This window comes from Neorhizobium petrolearium (genome assembly GCF_017873175.1).
Classification (GTDB): Bacteria; Pseudomonadota; Alphaproteobacteria; order Rhizobiales; family Rhizobiaceae; genus Neorhizobium; species Neorhizobium petrolearium.
The window spans coordinates 23,728-43,234 of sequence record NZ_JAGGJW010000014.1; the positions used below are offsets into that span (position 1 = coordinate 23,728).

At 61.7% G+C, this 19,507-nt stretch carries 15 protein-coding genes and 1 pseudogene; 9 read left to right on the top strand and 7 right to left on the bottom strand.

Annotated features, from left to right (window positions below; genetic code table 11):
• Positions 1 to 38: 38 nt before the first annotated feature.
• Positions 39 to 1,238 carry an acetate/propionate family kinase gene (locus J2046_RS24255; protein ID WP_210056287.1) on the bottom strand — a complete coding sequence of 400 codons (1,200 nt, stop codon included), beginning with the start codon at positions 1,236 to 1,238 and terminating at the stop codon, positions 39 to 41.
• Positions 1,235 to 2,191, bottom strand: a pseudogene (locus tag J2046_RS24260) (bifunctional enoyl-CoA hydratase/phosphate acetyltransferase); the annotation flags it as partial. The gene J2046_RS24255 and the pseudogene J2046_RS24260, both read right to left, overlap by 4 nt.
• 161 nt (positions 2,192 to 2,352) lie before the next feature.
• Between J2046_RS24260 and J2046_RS24265 the strand changes: the two are divergent.
• Both J2046_RS24265 and J2046_RS24270 read left to right on the top strand, forming a co-directional pair.
• Positions 2,353 to 3,834: a pyruvate kinase gene (locus J2046_RS24265; RefSeq protein WP_210056289.1), complete on the top strand. Its 1,482-nt coding sequence runs from the start codon at positions 2,353 to 2,355 to the stop codon at positions 3,832 to 3,834.
• A gap of 96 nt (positions 3,835 to 3,930) precedes the next feature.
• On the top strand, positions 3,931 to 5,445 hold the full coding sequence (locus J2046_RS24270) for a bifunctional aminoglycoside phosphotransferase/ATP-binding protein (protein WP_210056290.1): 1,515 nt from the start codon (positions 3,931 to 3,933) through the stop codon (positions 5,443 to 5,445).
• A gap of 39 nt (positions 5,446 to 5,484) precedes the next feature.
• On the opposite strand, the gene adhP is transcribed toward J2046_RS24270, so the two are convergent.
• Both adhP and J2046_RS24280 read right to left on the bottom strand, forming a co-directional pair.
• Positions 5,485 to 6,522, bottom strand: a complete 1,038-nt coding sequence (gene adhP / locus J2046_RS24275) for an alcohol dehydrogenase AdhP (RefSeq protein WP_210056291.1) — start codon at positions 6,520 to 6,522, stop codon at positions 5,485 to 5,487.
• A 180-nt stretch (positions 6,523 to 6,702) separates the two neighbouring features.
• Positions 6,703 to 7,467: a response regulator gene (locus J2046_RS24280; protein ID WP_210056292.1), complete on the bottom strand. Its 765-nt coding sequence runs from the start codon at positions 7,465 to 7,467 to the stop codon at positions 6,703 to 6,705.
• A 178-nt stretch (positions 7,468 to 7,645) separates the two neighbouring features.
• Between J2046_RS24280 and J2046_RS24285 the strand changes: the two genes are divergently transcribed.
• The 4 genes from J2046_RS24285 to J2046_RS24300 all read left to right on the top strand — a co-directional run bounded on the left by J2046_RS24285 (position 7,646) and on the right by J2046_RS24300 (position 12,196).
• On the top strand, positions 7,646 to 8,176 hold the full coding sequence (locus J2046_RS24285) for a dihydrofolate reductase (protein WP_210056293.1): 531 nt from the start codon (positions 7,646 to 7,648) through the stop codon (positions 8,174 to 8,176).
• Positions 8,177 to 8,316: 140 nt separating this feature from the next.
• Positions 8,317 to 9,411: an FtsH protease activity modulator HflK gene (hflK, locus tag J2046_RS24290; RefSeq protein WP_210056294.1), complete on the top strand. Its 1,095-nt coding sequence runs from the start codon at positions 8,317 to 8,319 to the stop codon at positions 9,409 to 9,411.
• The gene (hflC, locus tag J2046_RS24295; RefSeq protein ID WP_210056296.1) at positions 9,408 to 10,346 is read left to right on the top strand and encodes a protease modulator HflC; all 939 of its coding nucleotides are present in this window, start codon (positions 9,408 to 9,410) and stop codon (positions 10,344 to 10,346) included. The genes hflK and hflC overlap by 4 nt, the downstream gene beginning before the upstream one ends.
• Positions 10,347 to 10,567: 221 nt before the next feature.
• Positions 10,568 to 12,196, top strand: a complete 1,629-nt coding sequence (locus J2046_RS24300) for a Do family serine endopeptidase (protein WP_210056298.1) — start codon at positions 10,568 to 10,570, stop codon at positions 12,194 to 12,196.
• Between the two features lie 2 nt (positions 12,197 to 12,198).
• Here J2046_RS24300 and J2046_RS24305 read toward each other — a convergent pair whose 3' ends face one another.
• Entirely contained in the window at positions 12,199 to 12,792 is a 594-nt protein-coding gene (locus J2046_RS24305) for a GNAT family N-acetyltransferase (RefSeq protein ID WP_325169784.1), read from the bottom strand.
• Entirely contained in the window at positions 12,789 to 13,679 is an 891-nt protein-coding gene (gene serB, locus J2046_RS24310; protein WP_210056300.1) for a phosphoserine phosphatase SerB, read from the bottom strand. The genes J2046_RS24305 and serB overlap by 4 nt, the downstream gene beginning before the upstream one ends.
• Between serB and miaA the strand changes: the two genes are divergently transcribed.
• Positions 13,680 to 14,573, top strand: a complete 894-nt coding sequence (gene miaA / locus J2046_RS24315; RefSeq protein WP_210056302.1) for a tRNA (adenosine(37)-N6)-dimethylallyltransferase MiaA — start codon at positions 13,680 to 13,682, stop codon at positions 14,571 to 14,573. It begins immediately after the preceding gene.
• On the opposite strand, the gene J2046_RS24320 is transcribed toward miaA, so the two are convergent.
• Positions 14,574 to 16,673 (bottom strand): ATP-binding protein, encoded by a 2,100-nt coding sequence (locus J2046_RS24320; protein ID WP_210056304.1) that lies wholly within the window; start codon positions 16,671 to 16,673, stop codon positions 14,574 to 14,576. It lies immediately after the preceding gene.
• A 397-nt stretch (positions 16,674 to 17,070) separates the two neighbouring features.
• Between J2046_RS24320 and J2046_RS24325 the strand changes: the two genes are divergently transcribed.
• Positions 17,071 to 18,864, top strand: a complete 1,794-nt coding sequence (locus J2046_RS24325) for an acetolactate synthase 3 large subunit (protein WP_210056306.1) — start codon at positions 17,071 to 17,073, stop codon at positions 18,862 to 18,864.
• Between the two features lie 49 nt (positions 18,865 to 18,913).
• Positions 18,914 to 19,486 (top strand): acetolactate synthase small subunit, encoded by a 573-nt coding sequence (gene ilvN, locus J2046_RS24330; RefSeq protein WP_037147347.1) that lies wholly within the window; start codon positions 18,914 to 18,916, stop codon positions 19,484 to 19,486.
• Positions 19,487 to 19,507: the final 21 nt, after the last annotated feature.

A 19,507-nucleotide genomic window follows, 5' to 3' on the forward strand; every position in this document is an offset into this window, starting at 1 on the left:
GATCGCGACATGGTTCGGGTCATGTTCCCCTCTCTGGATCAGAGAGGGGAGATCTGCTCCATCGATTCGAGGATGGCCAGGCATTCCTCAACGATCATCTGTTCCTCGTCGGTGGGAATGACATAGACGGCGATGCGGCTTGCCGATGTGCTGATCTTCACCGCATTCCTTGCATTTGTGTCGTCATCCAGCTCGACGCCCAGCCATCGCAGCCGCTCGGCCACGCGTTTGCGAATCTTCGGCTGGTTCTCACCAATGCCGGCCGTGAAAACCAGTGCGTCCAATCCGCCCAGCGTGGCAGCCAGACGGCAGACTTCTCCGGCAATTCTCAACGTGAAGAGGTCGATCGCCTCCTTCGCCTGCCGGCTGTCGTCCTCGATGAGTTCGCGGGTGTCGCCGCTGAGGCCCGAGACGCCGAGCAGGCCCGACTGATGATAGAGCATGTCCTCGACCTCTTCGAGGGGCTTGCCGAGCGGACCCAGGAAATGCAGCAGGACGCCGGGATCGAGCCAGCCAGGACGCGTCGCCATCGGGATGCCGTCCAGCGTGGAGAAACCCATGCTGGTATCGCGGCTCAAGCCGTTTTCGATGGCACATAGGCTGGCGCCGCTGCCGAGATGGGCGATGACGACCTTGCCGTTGGCGATGTTCGGCTCCTGCCGGGCAAGCGCCCCGGCCACATATTCGTAGGAGAGCCCGTGGAAACCGTAACGCTTGACACCCCGGTCGTGCCAGGCGCGGGGGATGGCGAACCGCCGTATAAGGTCAGGTTGGGTTGCGTGGAAGGTCGTATCGAAGGAGCCGGTCTGGAAAAGCTGCGGGCGCAGATGCCGGACGGCCCTGATCAACCGCAGGGCCTGCGGCTGATGAAGCGGCGCCAGTTCCGTCAGCGTCCTGATTTTCTCCAGGGCTTCGGCATCCAGTTCGACCGGTCCGTCGAAGATGTCGCCGCCATGGACGATGCGGTGGCCGGCGGCGGTGACGGCCCTAAGGTCGAAATGCTTGTCCAGTTCGGAAAATACCTCGTCCATGAGATCGGCAAGGTCGTCGCCGGATTCTGCCCTCAAGGGCAGCTCGAATTGCGTCGGTCCTTCCTTCAGATGCAGTATCAGCGGCCGGCTCGCGAAATCGACGACGGCCTTGCCGACTCGTTTGGGACCGTCTCCGTCCAGTGCAAAAATGCCGATCTTCACCGTCGACGAGCCGGCATTGAAGGTCAGGAGAAGCTTGTTGGTCATGCGATGCCCCTTGTCTCGTCGTGCCTGGCGGCCATCAGCTTGGCAAGTGCGGCGGAGGCCGTGCGAACCTTGGCGGGATCGGCCCGGCTTGTCAGTATGATAGGGACGCGGGCGCCGAGGACCAGCCCCGCCGCGTCGGCGCCGGCAAAATAGATGAGCTGCTTGGCAAGCATATTACCGGCTTCGAGATCGGGAACCAGCAGGATATCCGCCTGTCCGGCAACAGGCGAGGCAATGCATTTGGCCTGCGCCGCCTCGATGCTGATCGCATTGTCGAAGGCGAGCGGTCCGTCGACCACCGCGCCGGTGATCTGACCGCGTGCCGCCATAACCGTGAGCGCGGCGGCGTCGAGCGTCGCCGGCATTCTGCTGTTGACTGTCTCGACTGCCGCCAGCACTGCGACGAGCGGTTTTTCGATGCCGATCAGGTGCATGAGATCGATGGCGTTCTGGCAGATGTCGCGCTTCTGATCGAGGTCCGGCTGGATGTTGATCGCCGCATCGGTGACGACGAGCAGCTTGTCATAGGCCGGTATGTCCATGACGTAGACGTGGCTCATGCGTCGCTCGGTTTTTAGTCGCGAGGATGGCGCCATCACTGCCGAAAGCAGTTCGTCGCTATGGAGGCTGCCTTTCATCAACGCTGCGACCTTGCCGCTCGAGGCGAGCTCGACGGCGCGATCCGCCGCGGCATGGCTGTGCTCCACGGGATCGATGTCGATGCCTTCGAGCGAGACTTCGGCCGCGGCCGCGATCGCCCTGATCTTGTGTTCCGGACCGATGAGGAGCGGATCGAGAAGGCCTTGCTCCTTGAGTTCGACCGACGAGCGCAGCGCTTCGGTCGAGCAGGGATGGACCACCGCCGTCCGCATGGGCGGTAGAGAAATTGCTTCGCGGATGAGGGCCTCGTAGCGTCCGTGATGTCTCAGCATGTTTTCCACCGTCCTGATCCTTTCGTACTTGAAAAGGAAACCGAGCGGCGCGTACCGCTTGCAGCTTTTCTGGCCGGGAAGGGCAGAGGCTTCCTTGACACAGCGCAAGGCGGGAACCCTCGTCATCAAGAATTGATCTTGGCGGAGCAGTCTTCGATGACCTTACCTGAAGGAGAGAAGCGATGCCGCATGCGGTCGAAAATGCCTCCGCCCTGGCCGATGAACTGCTGGCCTTGCGCAAGGATATCATCGAGCAGGCGGTGCCGATGCTCGCGGGCCTCGCGGGTGCAGGGCAAATGGCCGAGGAAAAGCGGGCAGGGCTGGAGAATCTCTGTCATTATCTGGCGCTGCGGCACCATGATTTGAGGCCTCTGCAACGCAAGCTGATGTGGCGGGGACTTTCGTCGCTCGGCCGGCTGGAAAGCCGGGTCTTGCCGACGATCGATGCAGTTCTGGCGGCCCTGGCGGCCATTTGCGGCACCAATCCGGCATTTCCGCCACCTTCGGAGGAACGGTTCTTCCTGGGTGAAAGCCTTCTGAGGCAGGCGGCGGATGAGCTTTTCGGACCGCCCCGCGTCCATCGGCGCGGACGCATCATGGTGACGCTGCCGAGCGAGGCCGCCGCTCAGCCGGACTTCGTCCTCGACCTGGCCAAACGCGGAATGGACGTGGCGCGGATCAACTGCGCACACGACGATGAGCGAGCCTGGGCGGAAATGGCCAGGCATGTCCGTGCCGCAAGCGCTGCTCTCGACCGCCGCCTGACGGTCCTCATGGACATTGCGGGGCCGAAGATCCGCACGGAGGCGGTTGCAGGCGAAAAGGGCACCCGGCTCAAGGCGGGCGATCTCCTGCGGCTGGTAGCGAAGGGCGCTCCCTATGTGACACCCGAGGCAGCCTTCTGTGCCGCCGTCTCCTTGCCGGAGATCGTCACCCGCGTCTCGGTTGGCGACCGTATCCGCTATGACGACGGCAAGCTGGAGGGCGTAGTCGAAAGCGTTTCCGAAGGGGAGGCGCTCGTAAGGGTAGGGCGTACGAAGACGGGAGGCGCCAAACTGAAGCCGGAGAAGGGGCTCAATCTGCCGGACACCGCTCTCGGCCTTTCCCCCTTGACCGCCAAGGACCATAGCGATCTTGCGGCGATCATCGGTCAGGCGGACATGCTCGGCTACTCCTTCGTCAGCCGCGCCGACGATATCGACCTTCTGGAAGAGGCGCTCGCCGAATTTCCGCCTCGCGAGCATGCTCTGGGGCTAATCGCCAAGATCGAGCAGCCGCAGGCCGTCACCAGCCTGCCGGCGCTGATCGCACGGGCGCGCTGCCGGGAGCGTCCTTTCGGAGTGATGATCGCCCGCGGCGATCTCGCCGCCGAGATCGGTTTCGAGCGGGTTGCGGAAATGCAGGAGGAAATCCTCTGGATCTGCGAGGCGGCCTTCGTCCCGACGGTATGGGCGACGCAGGTTCTGGAGGATCTTGTCAAAACCGGCCTGCCATCCAGGGGCGAAATGACCGATGCGGCCATGGCCGCACGCGCGGAATGCGTCATGCTCAACAAAGGGCCTGCCGTCAGCGAGGCCGTGAGCCTGCTCGACAGCCTGCTTGCTCGGATGGACGCGCATATCTTCAAGAAGACCCCGACCCTGCGGGCCCTGAAGTCGTGGTGAAGGCGGGAGGCGGATTTAGCCGTTGACTCACGTCAAGGTCATGCCGAGCATCGGGGGGCCATGTTCATCACATGGTGTTCGGCAAGGAAAAGGACGATGATGACGGACGATCAGAGCGGCACGATCACTTTCCTGGCCGATCCGGCTACCCATGGCCCGACCGATGGGGTTGATGTCATGGAGACGCATATCTCTGTGATCGTATTGGCTGGAGACAGAGCCTATAAACTGAAGAAGGCGCTGAAGCTCCCTTACGTGGATTTCTCCACCGCCGCGATCCGTGAGGAGGCCTGCCGCAAGGAAGTCTCGTTGAACGGCGAGACGGCGCCTGGACTTTATCTCGGCGTGCGGCGGATCACGCGGGCGTCGGATGGGACCCTCGAATTCGACGGTGACGGACCGCTGGTGGATTCGGTTGTCGAGATGACCCGATTCGAGCAGGAACAACTCTTCGACCGTATGGCGGTTGCGGAGAAGCTGACGCCCGAACTGATGACCGCCACCGCCCGCATGATTGCGGTCTATCACAGCAAGGCGCCCGCGGTTTCCGTCGGCGGCGGCGCTGAGAATATCGGTGCCGTTCTCGATATCAACGATGCCGGTTTCGCCACCAGCCAAGTCTTCGACCCGGCTGTCGTGGGAAGCCTCAGTGAAGCGTTCCGGTCCAAGCTTCGCCGTCATGCGCCGCTGCTCGATCGCCGGGCGGTGGCCGGCAGGGTCCGCCGTTGCCATGGCGACCTCCATCTTCGTAACATATGCCTGTTGGACGGCCGGCCGTGCCTCTTCGACTGCATCGAATTCAACGCGCAGATCGCCACGGTCGACGTCCTTTACGATCTCGCCTTCCTGCTCATGGATCTGTGGCATCGTGGCTTTCCGGACCTCGCCAACCTGGTGATGAACCGATATCTGGACGAGACCGATGACGAGGATGGCTTCTGCCTGCTGCCGTTCTTCATGGCGATTCGTGCACAGGTCCGTGCCCATGTCACCGCGACGCAAGCCGAAGAAGACGGGCAAGACAGAAGCAGATTGGCGGAGGAGGCAAAGTCCTATTTCGATCTTGCGCATGCGCTGCTGGAGGATAGGCCCGCTTGTCTCATCGCCATCGGAGGCTTGAGCGGCTCGGGCAAGACGACGGTTGCCGAACGCATCGCGTCGGAGATCGGTGCGCCTCCCGGCGCCCGGATCATCGAAAGCGACCGTATTCGAAAAGCCCTGCATGGGGTTTCAGCCGAAACGAGATTGCCGGCTGCCGCATACAGTCCGGATGTTTCAAAGGCTGTCTATCGGGAAATGGCCCGGCGCTCGGAACTGATCCTGGCCGAGGGCGGCAGCGTGGTCGCAGACGCCGTTTTCGACAATCCGGCCAATCGGCATCTCATCGAGGCCGCAGCGACCAATGCCGGCGCCGATCTCCGAGGTATCTGGCTCGATGCTGACCAGGCGCTGCTCCTTCAGCGGGTACGCAACCGCGTCGGCGGGCCCTCGGATGCCGATGTGGACGTGCTTGCGGGCCAATTGGCCCGCAAACCGACGGACATTCCGTGGCGGCATGTCGATGCATCGATGCCATTGGAGGGGATCGTGGCGGCCATCGCTCGCCGGTGAGAGGGCGCCGGGCGATCGCTGCCCGGCGCTTTGCCGCAATCAGGTGGCGGATGAGAAATCCAGCACCATGCGCCCCTCGATCTTGCCGTCCTTGAGGCGGGCGAAGATATCGTTGATGTCTTCGAGCGGTGCCTTGTGGATTTCGGTCCTGACCTTGCCGTCGGTCGCGAAGGCGATCGCCTCGTCAAGGTCGCGGCGCGTCCCGACGATCGAGCCGCGCACGGTGATGCGTTTCAGAACGACGTCGAAGATGGGCGTCGGGAATTCCCCCGGCGGCAGACCGACAAGGCTGACCGTGCCCCTGCGCCGCACCATCCGGATCGCCTGGGAGAATGCCGGCGGCGACACGGCTGTCACGAGAACGCCGTGAGCTCCGCCCCCAGTGGCCTCCCGGACCTCCTCGACGGCCGTCAGGGCGCGGGCATCGACGGCGAGATCCGCCCCGACGCTGCGGGCGAGTTCGAGCTTGTCGGCGGCGACATCAAGGGCCGCAACCTTCAGACCCATCGCCTTGGCATACTGGATGGCGACATGGCCGAGGCCACCGATGCCGGAAATCGCCACCCATTCACCAGGTCGGGCTTCGGTCTCCTTGAGGCCCTTGTAGGTGGTGACGCCAGCGCAGAGGATCGGCGAGATCGCGGCGAAATCGACGTTCTGCGGCAGACGCGCCGCAAAGGCCGCCGACGCTACGACATATTCGGCAAAGCCGCCGTCGCAGCTATAGCCGGTATTGTGCTGGTGTTCGCAGAGCGTTTCCCAGCCCGTCTCGCAATATTCGCAGCGCAGGCATGCGTCATGCAGCCAAGCGACGCCAACCGCATCGCCTTCCTTGAAATCCGTGACGCCCGGACCGAGCTCGACGACCACGCCGGCCGCCTCGTGACCGGGAATGAAGGGCGGCGCCGGCTTGACCGGCCAATCGCCATCCGCTGCATGAAGATCAGTGTGGCAGACACCGCAGGCCATCACCTTCACGAGGATTTCGCCCGGGCCGGGCACTGGAACGGGAACGCTTTCGATCACAAGAGGTTTGCCGAATTGATGCACCACGGCAGCTTTCATCGTTCTGGCCATCTTTGTCTCCTTCAGGTGAGGGTGCAATATGGGCGCCGATTGTCGCGAACCGGACCGCCGCTTCATTGATCCAGCGCAATCAGAGAGGATTGATGCCGGGAGCCTATAGGCAGTCAGGTCCCAGGCGTTCCTGAAAGGATATGGCGAAAATCACCTATCTTGCCGTCGTCGAAAATCGGATCAGGCGATCTTGGCGGTGAAGAGGTAGCCGACGCCGCGCACGGCCTTGATGAACTGAGGGCGTCCGGCATCGGCTTCGATCTTGCGACGGAGCCTGACGATCTGCGCATCGACCGTCCGGTCGAATGCCCCAAGCTGGCGCCCGCGCGTCGCGTCCATCAGGAATTCGCGGGAAAGCACCCGTCCGGCATGCTGGACAAATGTCGCGAGCATTTCGAATTCGCCGGTGGTCAGCTCGACGCTCGTGCCTTCGGCGGTGAAGAGCTCACGTCTTTCCAGGTCCAGCGCCCAGTTTTCGAAACGGACGATCCCGCCATCCCCGGCGTTCTGCCGGGCGTTCCCCGGCTGGCGTCGCCGCAGGATGGACCTGAGCCGGGCATGGACCTCGCGCAGGTGAAAGGGCCTGGCGACATAGTCGTCCGCTCCGATCTCCAGGCCGATGATCCTGTCGATTACATCGTCGCGCCCTGAGACGATCATGATCGGAATATCCGAATATGTCCGGAGTTCGCGCGCAAGATCCAATCCGTCCTCGCCGCCCCCCAGTGACAGATCGAGGAGAATGATGTCGACGTCCCCGTGCTTCAGGTGCGCCTCCATCTCCGCGCCGTTGGCAGCGGTGCTGACCACATAGCCCTCGCCGTCGAAATAGCGGGTGAGCATCTGGCGCACTCTTTCGTCATCGTCGACGACGAGGATATGCGCTGCCTGAGACTGGCGCGATGATGCCTGAAAGGAGGCCGTATCCGCTACAATCTGTTGCATAACCGAACCGTCTCCAATACCGCTAGATTCGTTTGTTGCCTGTGCCGGAGCGACCGGCTCTATCGAACGAAAGCGGGGTCATGTTTCTGACGAACTGTTCGAGTGCTCTCCATATGCGGAATGCAGCTTTTGCATATGAGACAAATTGCCCACACGTTCTGGTTTTGAGGTTGGCGACGTGACGAAGCCTCGCCTTGTCATTATCTCTGCCGTCGCCAGGAACGGCGTCATCGGCCGCGATGGCGACATGCCTTGGAAGCTGTCCACCGACCTCAAGCGCTTCAAGGCGATGACGCTCGGCAAGCCGGTGATCGTCGGGCGCAAGACACTCGATTCCTTTGGCGGCAGGCCGCTGCCCGGGCGCCCGCATGTCGTCGTCACCCGTCGCGGTGACTTTCATTGCGAGGGTGTCGATGTCGCCACCTCGCTCGATGAGGCCATCGATATCGCCGGCCGGAAGGCGGCGGAGGTGGGCGCCGAAGAGATCTATGTGCTCGGCGGCGGTGAAATCTATGCCGAGGCGATCAAGGTCGCCGATTTGCTACGGATCACACATGTGGAAACCGAGATTGTCGACGGCGACACCTTTTTTCCGACTATCGATCCGGATGTCTTCGAGAAGATCGAGGAGACCGTTGTTCCGGCGGGCGAGAAGGACAATTATCCCACCCGTTTCGTGAGCTATCGCCGTCGAGACGCGACAAACTGAAACATTTCGTTACCAAACAACGGGAAGTTATTGAGTCCGCGTTGAAAGCGACCCGGCTCATACCTATAACGGGCAATGGCGGGACGACCTTCACACGGCAGGGTCGCGGCCTGGGAGCGGACACAGACAAAGAGGTTTTGATGCCCTGGAGCAATCAGAATGGCGGCGGCGGCCCTTGGGGCGGCGGTGGCGGTAACAATCAGGGCCCTTGGGGGCAGGGACCGAACCGCCCGCGCGGCGGAGGCAGCGGCGGCCCGCCTGATCTCGAAGACATCATCCGGCGCAGTCAGGACCGGTTGCGCGGTGTGATGCCCGGCGGCTTCAACGGCGGGGCTCTTGCGATCGTGGTGCTCGTGATCCTCGCCTTCCTCGCTTTTCAGTCCGTCTATACCGTGCAGCCGGACGAGCGCGGCGTCGAACTGCGCTTCGGCCGTCCGAAGGACGAGATTTCCATGCCGGGCCTGCATTTCCATTTCTGGCCCTTTGAGACGGTCGAGATCGTCAAGATTACCGAACAACAACAGAATATCGGCGCGGCGCGGGGTTCCAGCTCCAATGCCGGCTGGATGCTGACCGGCGACCAGAACATCGTCAACGTGCAGTTCTCGGTGCTGTTCACAGTGACTGATCCGAGAGCCTACCTGTTCAACCTGGAAAGCCCGGCTTCGACCCTGCAGCAGGTCTCAGAAAGCGCCATGCGCGAGGTTGTCGGCCGCCGCCCGGCGCAGGATGTCTTCCGAGACAATCGCGAAGATATCTCGACCGAAGTGCGCGGTATCATCCAGGGCACGATGGATACCTACGGTTCCGGTATTTCCATCAACGCCGTGCCTATCGAGGACGCCGCGCCGCCACGTGAAGTGGCCGATGCCTTCGAAGAAGTGCAGCGGGCCGAACAAGACGAGGATCGCTTCGTTGAAGAAGCCAACCAGTACGCCAACCAGAAGCTCGGTCAGGCGCGCGGCCAAGCCGCCCAGGTCCGCGAAGAGGCATCCGCCTACAAGGATCGGGTCGTCAATGAGGCTCAGGGCGAGGCGCAGCGCTTCATCTCCATCTATCAGGAATATGCCAACGCGCCGGAAGTCACACGCCGACGCATCTTCCTCGAGACCATGGAAGCCGTGCTGAAGAATTCCACCACGATCATCCTGGACGACAAGCAGGGCGTCGTTCCCTATCTGCCGCTCAACGAACTCAACCGGCAGCAGCCGGCCCAGCAGGGAGCCGCCCGATGATTTCCAATCGACTTCCCGCGATCCTGATCGGCCTGGCCATCGTTCTGCTCCTTCTTTACTCGTCGGTTTTTGTGGTCAACCAGCGCGAACAGGCGATCGTCCTGCGTTTCGGCGAGATCCAGGACGTGAAGAGCGAGCCAGGACTTTACTTTAAACTTCCGTTCGCCTTTATCGATGCCGACCGGGTCCAGTATGTCGAGAAGCGGGCGCTGCGTTTCGATCTCGACAATATCAGGGTGCAGGTTCGCGGCGGCGCCTTCTACGAGGTCGACGCCTTCGTGGTCTATACGATCAGCGATCCGCGCAGGTTCCGCGAGGCCGTTTCCGGCGATCGCGAATCCGCAGAATCACGTCTGCGCACCCGTCTTGATGCGGCGCTTCGTCGAGTCTACGGCCTGCGCAACTTCGACGCGGCGCTCTCCAATGAGCGTTCCTCGATGATGCAAGAGGTGCATGCCGACCTCAACGGAGCCGCAGAGACGCTCGGCCTTGCTATCCGAGATGTACGCATCCGTCGCACCGACCTCACGCAGGAGGTTTCAGCGCAGACCTTCCAGCGTATGCGGGCCGAACGTCTCGCTGAAGCGGAACTGATTCGCGCGAGGGGTAACGAACAGGGCCAGCGACGTCGGGCCATCGCGGACCGTCAGGTGGTCGAGCTTGTTTCCGAAGCGCAGCGGGATTCGGAAATCCTGCGTGGCGAAGGCGATGCAGAACGCAATAAGATCTTCGGCGAGGCCTTCCAGCGCGATCCGGGATTCTTCGAGTTCTACCGCTCAATGCGGGCCTATGTCGCTTCGCTCGCAGACAAGGGCACGACCATGGTGCTCTCGCCGGATTCGGAATTCTTTCGTTTCTTCAAGTCTTCTGACGGCGACGGGCCTGCGCCGCAGGCTGCAACTCCGCCAGCGCCGCCGGCCGCGCCGGCCAACTGACCGGATTGCATCGGGGCGGTGAGGAAACCGCCCCGTTTGTCTGCGAGAGCATCCGTTACCGAAACGTGGAAGGAGCGCAATCCTCACGAAAAGGTAATTTCCCCCGTGCTTATTCCGCCTTATGCTCTGCCGAAACTACGCCCGATTCAAAGGCTCCAATAGGCCCGCCCGGGTGAGCGCCGCTTCTCGGGATGCGGAAAATCCAATAGCGAGGATGCCATATGGCCCATTCGGTTCGATCGTCCTTCAAGCACACCGTCATGCTGACGGCGGCTTTTGCCGTATTGGCGGGACCCTTGCAGGCGATCGCCCAAACACCGGCACCGCCGACTGCCGGGCAGAACGGCAATCCGCCGGGGTCCATGTTGCCCGCGCCGCCGACACCGTCTCCGACCATCAATCCGCCGCCGCCGCCCGGTCCGGCTGCCGCAGGCCCGGCCTCGATCGCCGATCTCGCGGAAGGCCTGCTTGATGCGGTGGTGAACATTTCCACCTCCCAGAGCGTCAAGGATGGAGGTGCCGGCCCACAGCCGCAGATCCAGGAAGGATCGCCTTTCCAGGAATTCTTCGAGGATTTTTTCGACAGCCCCGACAATCAGAACGGTAATCAGAAGGTCTCTTCGCTTGGTTCCGGCTTTGTGATCGATCCGGCCGGCTTCGTGGTGACCAACAACCATGTGATCGAAGGCGCCGACGACATCGAGGTGATCTTTCCGAACGGCTCCAAGCTCAAGGCCAGGTTGGTCGGCACCGACACGAAGACCGACCTTTCGGTGCTCAAGGTTGAGCCGAAGACGCCGTTGAAAGCAGTCCGTTTCGGCGATTCCCGAAGGATGCGCATCGGTGACTGGGTGATGGCTATCGGCAACCCGTTTGGCCTTGGCGGGTCGGTGACGCTCGGCATCATCTCGGCGCGAGGCCGCAACATCAATGCCGGTCCCTACGACAATTTCATCCAGACGGACGCAGCGATCAACAAGGGTAATTCCGGCGGCCCCCTGTTCAACATGCGCGGCGAGGTCATCGGCATCAACACGGCGATCATCTCGCCCTCCGGGGGCTCGATCGGCATCGGGTTTGCGGTACCGACCGAACTTGCCGAAAACATTGTGCATCAGCTTATCGAATTCGGCGAGACGCGGCGCGGATGGCTCGGTGTTCGCATCCAGCCGGTGACCGATGAAGTGGCATCAAGCCTCGGCCTCGATCGTGCGCGCGGTGCGCTGGTTTCCGGCGTCGTCAGCGGTGGTCCGATCAAGAACGGCGAAATCAAGGCCGGTGACGTGATCCTGACCTTCGACGGTCAGCCGGTCAACGAGATGCGCGACCTGCCGCGCATCGTGGCGGAAAGCCCGGTCGGCAAGGATGTCGATGTCGTGATCCTGCGTGACGGCAAGGAGCAAACAGTGAAGGTGCCGCTCGGCCGGCTGGAAGACAGCGCCCAAGCGGAGGATGACGCTGAGCAGCCGTCTCTGCCGGAAGGCCAGGGCCAAGACATGTCGCCGGACAACGGGGCGCCGGACGACCAGAAAGGTGAGGCGGACCAGGGGCCTGCCGTGACCTTCGGCATGACGCTCGCCGTGCTCGATGAGGAGCGCCGCAAGAGCTTTAATATCGCCGAGAGTGTCGAGGGCGTGGTGATCATGGCCGTAGAACCGAATTCGCCTGCCGCCCAGAAGGGATTGAAGGCCGGCGAGGTGGTCGTCGAAGTGGCGCAGGATTTTGTCGAAAGCCCGGATGACGTGGCCACGCGGATCAAGATGTTGAAGGCAGAAGGCCGCCGCAACGCACATGTGATGATTTCGGATCCCGCCGGCAACCTTCGCTTCGTGGCGCTGCCGCTGGAGTAAGACTAGCGGGGCTGGCCGGCTTTCTGCCTCAGGATCAGCCATTCATCCCGAGTCACGGCATAGACGACGTGAGACTTCAGATGCGGATGCGTATCGGGTACACGCGGGTGGTCGAAATCGAGACTCGCAGCCCGGTGAAGCCCGAGCCGTTTCATGACGGCCGTCGAACGATGATTGTCCGTCACGGCGAAAGAGACGATGGCGTCGAGGTGCTTCTTATCGAAAGCGAAGTCGAGGAGGGCGCGGGCGGCTTCAGTGACGTAGCCGTGGCCCCAGAAACGGGTGGCAAGCCTCCAGCCGATCTCTACCGTTTCGGGCGGAAGGACTTCCGGCATGTTGGCAAGCGAAAGGCCGCAGAAGCCCATCGGCTCCCGCGTTTCCTTCAGTTCCAGGGCATAGAAGCCGAGCCCGGTCTCCGTGATCGTGTCATTGAGCCGAGTCAGGAAGGCATCGGCCTCCTCATGGGAGCGCCGGAACGGGAAGAATTCCATGACTTTCGGATCGGCATTGATCTCACGAAACAGGTCGCGGTCGCTGTCAAGCCAGCTGCGGAGCCGCAACCGCTCGGTTTCGAGAATGATCTTTGGTTCTTTCACGGGGTCACGAAATCCGCCTTGCGATAGCCTTGAATATAGAGAAGGGCAGTGAGGTCACCATAGTCAATACGCATCTTTGCCTGCGCCGCGACGGTCGGCTTGGCATGCAGCGCCACACCCGAGCCGGCTATGCCGAGCATGCCGAGATCATTGGCGCCGTCGCCGACAGCGATTGCATCCTCAGGGGAGATGCCGAGCTTTTCGGTAATGGACAGAAGCGCATCCATCTTGGCCTGTTTGCCGAGAATGGGTTCGGCCACTTCGCCGGTGAGGATGCCATCCTTTTCGATCAGGATGTTCGCATGGTTTTCGTCGAAACCGAGCGACTTGGCGATCCGGTTCGTGAAGACCGTAAAGCCGCCGGAGACAAGAGCGGCATAAGAACCTCTCGCCTTCATGGTGGCGATCAGTGCCGGTCCGCCGGAGGTTAGCGTGATGCGCTTGGCGATCACGTCGTCGACAACGGTAATCGGCAGGCCTTTCAGGAGCGCTACGCGCTCTCTGAGAGCCGGCTCGAAGGCGATCTCGCCGTTCATCGCCCGCGCCGTGATCGCCGCCACCTTGTCCTTCAGCCCCACGACATCGGCGAGCTCGTCGATGCATTCCTGGCCGATCATGGTGGAATCCATATCGGCGATCAGGAATTTCTTCCGCCGGGTTTCAGCATTCTGCACGACGACGTCGATCGGCGCAGCTGCGACGACGGCGCGGAGATTGGCCGCGGCCGCCTGAATGTCCGTATCGTCGCGAAGCACGATATCGCAGGCGATGCCGTCCGCCAGCCAGTAGAGGCCGGAGGCCTTTACGGCGTCGGCCGCCTGTTCTCCGAGCCTTGCATTGAGAACAGGATTTGACGGATGGGCAATGAGCGTGGCAACGAAAGCCATATGAAGACCGACCTTGATGATGAAATGGACGCGATCCTGATAACCGGACCGACGGCGAGCGGCAAGTCGGCTCTTGCACTGCATCTGGCACGGGAGGCAGGCGGTGTGGTCATCAACGCAGACAGCATGCAGGTCTATGACACGCTCAGGGTTTTGACGGCGCGGCCTTCCGAAGCGGAAATGGAAGGCGTGCAGCATCTCCTCTACGGGCATGTGCCGGCGACGTGCGCCTATTCGACCGGCGAATGGCTGCGTGACGTCCAGGACTTCTTGCCGAAGCTTCGCTCGGAAGGCCGGTTGCCGGTCTTCGTCGGAGGGACGGGACTTTATTTCAAGGCATTGACGGGTGGCTTATCCGACATGCCGGAGATTTCCCAGGATGTCCGCTGCAGGGTGAGACTGCGGCTGAAGGAGGAAGGGCCGGAAGCGCTGCATGCGGAGCTTTCAAGGCGAGATGCAGTGGTTGCCGAAAGTCTCGAGCCGAAGGACGGTCAGCGGATCGTCCGGGCGCTCGAAGTGCTGGAGGAAACCGGCCGCTCTATCTCCGACTTCCAGCAGCGGCAGGGGGCGATGGTGATCGATCCCGCCCGCGCGAAAAAGCTTGTCGTGCTACCCGATCGGAAAATTCTTCATGAGCGCATCAATCGGCGTTTCGAAAAAATGCTGGAGGGCGGAGCGGTGGACGAGGTGACGGCACTTTTGGCGCTCCAACCAGCGCCCGATCTGCCGATCGTGAAGGCGATCGGCGTTCGGGAGATTGCCGGGATGCTGGAAGGGCGCATGAGCCGTCAGGAGGTGATCGAGCGTGGCTCGGCGCTGACGCGCCAATATGCCAAGCGGCAGATGACCTGGTTCCGCAACCAGATGGACGAAAGCTGGGAGCGGATCGGCTGATCAATCCTTGTCGTAGAGGCTGCCGAGTGGCTTCTTCAGCAGGCTTTCGCGCAGCGAGCCTTCGCGGCGGAGCAGCGGATTGGGGCGCGGGGCACCTTCCTGTGCAGGAGGGCGCTGAAAAACCGGCTGTGAAACGTCGGTCGAGCGTTCTCGCCGCAGGTCCGCGAAGCGGTCCGGGCGAAGGGGTGCGGGAGGCTCGGAAACCGGTGGCCGAGGCAGCATATCCGGGTGGTAAGGTTCAGGCTGCGGATCGCCGATCGCGGGCGGACGATTGATAACCACGTGTCCATTGGCACGGATTTCCTGGTTCCATCGTTCGAGTTCCGCGTCGCTTGCCGGTGGGAATTCGTCATCCACGTCTGCGTTGTCGGCAGGCAGGGCGTCTGCAAAAGCGAGATTGGCAGCGGCATAACTCTGCTGGAAGGCGGAAATATCCGGCCCGCTGGCGGCCCGCATGCGCGCCACGACCGTACGCAGATCGATCGTGTCCGGCGTGTTTTCCGACCCCTTGTCGGCGATGCCATTGGCCTTTGGCAGGTATTTTTCCTCAACCCTGGCGAATTTCATGCGCATAGGCACCGTAATCGCTTCACCAAAGGCGATCGCCTCGCCATTGCCGATCGAGGAGAGAAAGCTGGTCGTCGAGATCGAGGAGTTCGGGATGGCCGACTTGATGATCTCCTGGTCGCGGTCGTTGGAAAGCCGCATGGCGAACAGGGTCGAGCATTGCGACAGGATCGTCTGATCAAGTTCGCCTGGCCGCTGGGTGATGACGCCGAGCGAAACACCATACTTGCGACCTTCCTTGGCAATGCGCGAGATCGCTTGGCGAGTCGGGAAGAAGCCAAGATCGCGGTCAGCCGGCACGTAGCGGTGCGCCTCTTCGCAGACGACAAGCATATGGATCGCGCCATTGCTCCATAGCGCCAGCTCAAACGCCATGCGGCAGAGGATCGAGGCGACGGAGTTGACGACTTCCGAGGGGATGCCGGCGAGCTGGAAAGTGGAGATCGGCTTGTCGCCGCCCGGAATGCGGAAGATATGTGCGATCGTCTCCATGATCGTGTCGTTGATCGTGTTGTTGGAGAACATGAAATGATAGCGCGGGTCGTTGATCGCCGACATGATGCGCATCTTCAATGACCGCAGGAAGGGTTTTTCGCCGCGCCCTTCCAGACGACCGATACGCTCATCGATCAGCGCGAGAAGGTCCGCCATACGGTAGGGCACGGGCGTGTCGGCCGTGATCGAGCTCTTTTCGGTCGTGCGGCGCATGAGCGGGGAATCGCTGCCGCGGAAGGCGCGCTTCGCCTCCGGTATCAGGTCGCGCAGGATATCGAGTTCTTCCGGCACTCCGGGCCGACCGCGGAAGACGACTTCTGTAAACTCTTCGAGCCGCATCAGCCAGAAGGGCAGGTCGAGCGTGTCGGTATCGATGACGACCGCATGCTCCGGAAAAGCGGCTGCGAATTCGTTATGCGGATCGAGGATCAGCACGCGCAGCTTCGGATCGGCCTCGATCGCCTTGTTGAGGAGCAGGGACACGGCGGTGGATTTGCCAACCCCCGTTGAGCCGACGACCGCGAAATGTTTCGAGAGCATCGAGGGAATATGAATCGTCGCATCGATGCTTTCGTCCTGGGTCAGTTTGCCGATGACGCAGGTGTCGCTCTTGCCCGTATCATAGATGCGCAGGAGATCGGCGGCGCGGATGCGATGCGCTACGGCGCCGAGATAAGGATAGCGAGAGATGCCACGGGAAAACTCCTCGCGCCCGTCTCCCCCTTTGCGGACCTCGCCGAGCAGTTCGACCTCGATATGAAAGCCGGTGTCCTCGCCATCGCGCCAGGCTTCATCGCTGGTCCCCATCGCATAGGCGAGCGCCACAACGCGGTTTTCGCCGACGCTGATCGAGATCAGCCGGCCGACGGACCAGAGTTCCGTGAGGTCGGTCTCACCGTTCTGGGCAATAGCGGAAATGGTTGCGTTGGAACCGTTGCAGGCCACGACACGGCCCAGCATACGGTTGCCGGGTTTCTGCAGATCGCGGCGATCCTGCTCTCCTGCGGACGCGGAACGGTGGAGATCGTTGTTCAGCAAAATCGATCCCCTGTCATTGGGGTGGCGGATCGGGTCATAGGCTCATCCGTCGGGTCGCTGCCTTTCAAACATCGGGAGCATAAGCCTCGCGACTTAACAACTCGTGTAGGCGTATCCTCCATGAGGAGACGGAAACGGCGCAGCAAAATCAGCTGAATGGCCTTTTTTGGTGCAAGATGGCGTTGACGAATGGGATTTATCTGGCTAACACTTCGCGCCATGAAAATCTCGATTGCTCTTATTGTGGTGGGAACGCGCATGGGCAGGATGGTGTAACCATCCGGCGACAGCCACCCATGCGCGGTAGACAGGCTCCTCAAAGGGGCCTTTTTTTATGCCTTCAATCCGGCTCGGAGGAGCCGCCGGTAAAAATCCAGCAGCGAAATGGAAGAAGACAATGACGGATAGCAACAACCAGATGCCAGATAACCAGATGACTGGCGCGGAGATTGTTCTGAGAGCGCTGAAGGACAATGGCGTCGAACATATCTTCGGATATCCGGGCGGCGCCGTCCTGCCGATCTATGACGAGATTTTCCAGCAGGACGAGATCCAGCATATTCTTGTCCGCCACGAGCAGGGTGCCGGCCATGCGGCTGAAGGCTATGCCCGCTCCACCGGCAAAGTCGGCGTCATGCTGGTCACATCCGGTCCCGGCGCGACGAACGCGGTCACCCCCTTGCAGGACGCGCTGATGGACAGCATTCCGCTCGTCTGCCTGTCCGGCCAGGTTCCGACGACGCTGATCGGCTCCGACGCCTTCCAGGAGTGCGATACCGTCGGCATCACGCGGCCCTGCACCAAGCACAACTGGCTGGTGAAGGACGTCAACGAGCTCGCCGGCGTCATCCACGAAGCCTTCCGCATCGCCCAGACCGGCCGCCCGGGCCCTGTCGTCGTCGACATTCCGAAGGATGTCCAGTTCGCCACCGGCACCTATACGCCGAAGCCGGAGATTGCGGCGAATATCAGCTACCAGCCGAAGAAGGAAGGCGATCTCAAGGCCATCCAGGCTGCCGTCGAGTTGATGGCGTCTGCCCGTCGGCCGATCCTCTATACCGGCGGTGGTGTCGTCAATTCCGGCCCGGAGGCTTCGCGGCTGTTGCGCGAGCTGGTTCATCTCACCGGATTCCCGATCACCTCGACGCTGATGGGGCTGGGCGCCTATCCGGCGTCCGGCAAGAACTGGCTCGGCATGCTGGGCATGCACGGTTCCTACGAATCCAACATGGCCATGCATGACTGCGACGTGATGGTCTGCATCGGCGCGCGTTTTGACGACCGCATCACCGGTCGTATCAACGCGTTCTCGCCGAACTCGCGAAAAATCCATATCGATATCGATCCGTCGTCCATCAATAAGAACGTCCATGTCGATATTCCGATCCTCGGCGACGTCGGGAGCGTTTTGGAGGACATGGTCCGCCTGTGGCGGGCGCTGCCGCACAAGCCGGCCAAGGGACAGACGGAAGACTGGTGGGCGCAGATAAACCGCTGGCGTGCCCGCAAGAGCTTTTCCTACAAGCATTCCAGCGACGTCATCATGCCGCAATATGCGCTGCAACGCCTCTATGAGCTGACCAAGGGCCGTGACACCTACATCACCACGGAGGTCGGCCAGCACCAGATGTGGGCGGCGCAGTTCATCGAGTTCGAAGAGCCGAACCGCTGGATGACGTCCGGTGGTCTCGGTACGATGGGTTATGGCTTTCCTGCGGCGATCGGCGTTCAGGTCGCGCATCCAGGCGCGCTCGTCATCGATGTTGCCGGTGATGCCTCGATCCAGATGTGCATTCAGGAGATGTCGACGGCAATTCAATACAATCTGCCGGTCAAGATCTTCATCCTGAACAACCAGTACATGGGCATGGTTCGTCAGTGGCAGCAGCTGCTGCACGGCAATCGCCTGTCCAACTCCTATACGGAAGCGATGCCGGACTTCGTCAAACTCGCGGAAGCCTATGGGGCCATCGGCATGTATTGCGACGACCCGAAGGAGCTCGACCACAAGATCGAGGAGATGATTGCCGTCAAGAAGCCGGTGATCTTCGACTGCCGCGTCGCCAATCTCGCCAACTGCTTCCCGATGATCCCGTCAGGCAAGGCGCATAACGAGATGCTGCTGCCGGACGAGGCGACCGACGAAGCGGTCGCCAATGCGATCGACGCTAAGGGGCGCCAGCTCGTATAAAACGAGGCGGTATGCTTCAACAGAATTCTGAGGAAACGGACCCAAGACCATGAATGCGCATCAGCAACCGACCGGCTCAGCCTACTTCATCGCACCGGAGACGGCGAAAGCCGAAAGTCATACGCTCTCGGTTCTCGTCAGCAACGAACCGGGGGTGCTCGCCCGCGTGATCGGCCTTTTTTCGGGCCGGGGCTACAATATCGAAAGTCTCACGGTTTCGGAGACGGAGCACGAGGCACATCTTTCACGCATCACCATCGTCACCAATGGGACGCCGAGCGTGCTCGAGCAGATCAAGGCGCAGCTTGAGCGCATCGTGCCGGTCCACCGGGTCCTGGATCTTACGGTGCGAGCGCGCGAACTCGGGCAGGAGCGCCCGATCGAGCGGGAAGTGGCGCTGGTGAAGGTGGTCGGCCACGGCGAGCGCCGCGCCGAGACACTGCGGCTCGCGGAAGCCTTCCAGGCCAAGGTGGTCGATGCGACGGTCGAACATTTCATCTTCGAAATCACCGGGAAATCCTCCAAGATCGACCAGTTCGTGGCGATTATGAAACCGCTCGGGCTGATGGAGGTCTGCCGCACTGGGATTGCAGCCATGAACCGTGGCCCGCAGGGAATGTGAGGGCAGGCGGGGAACGGCGCA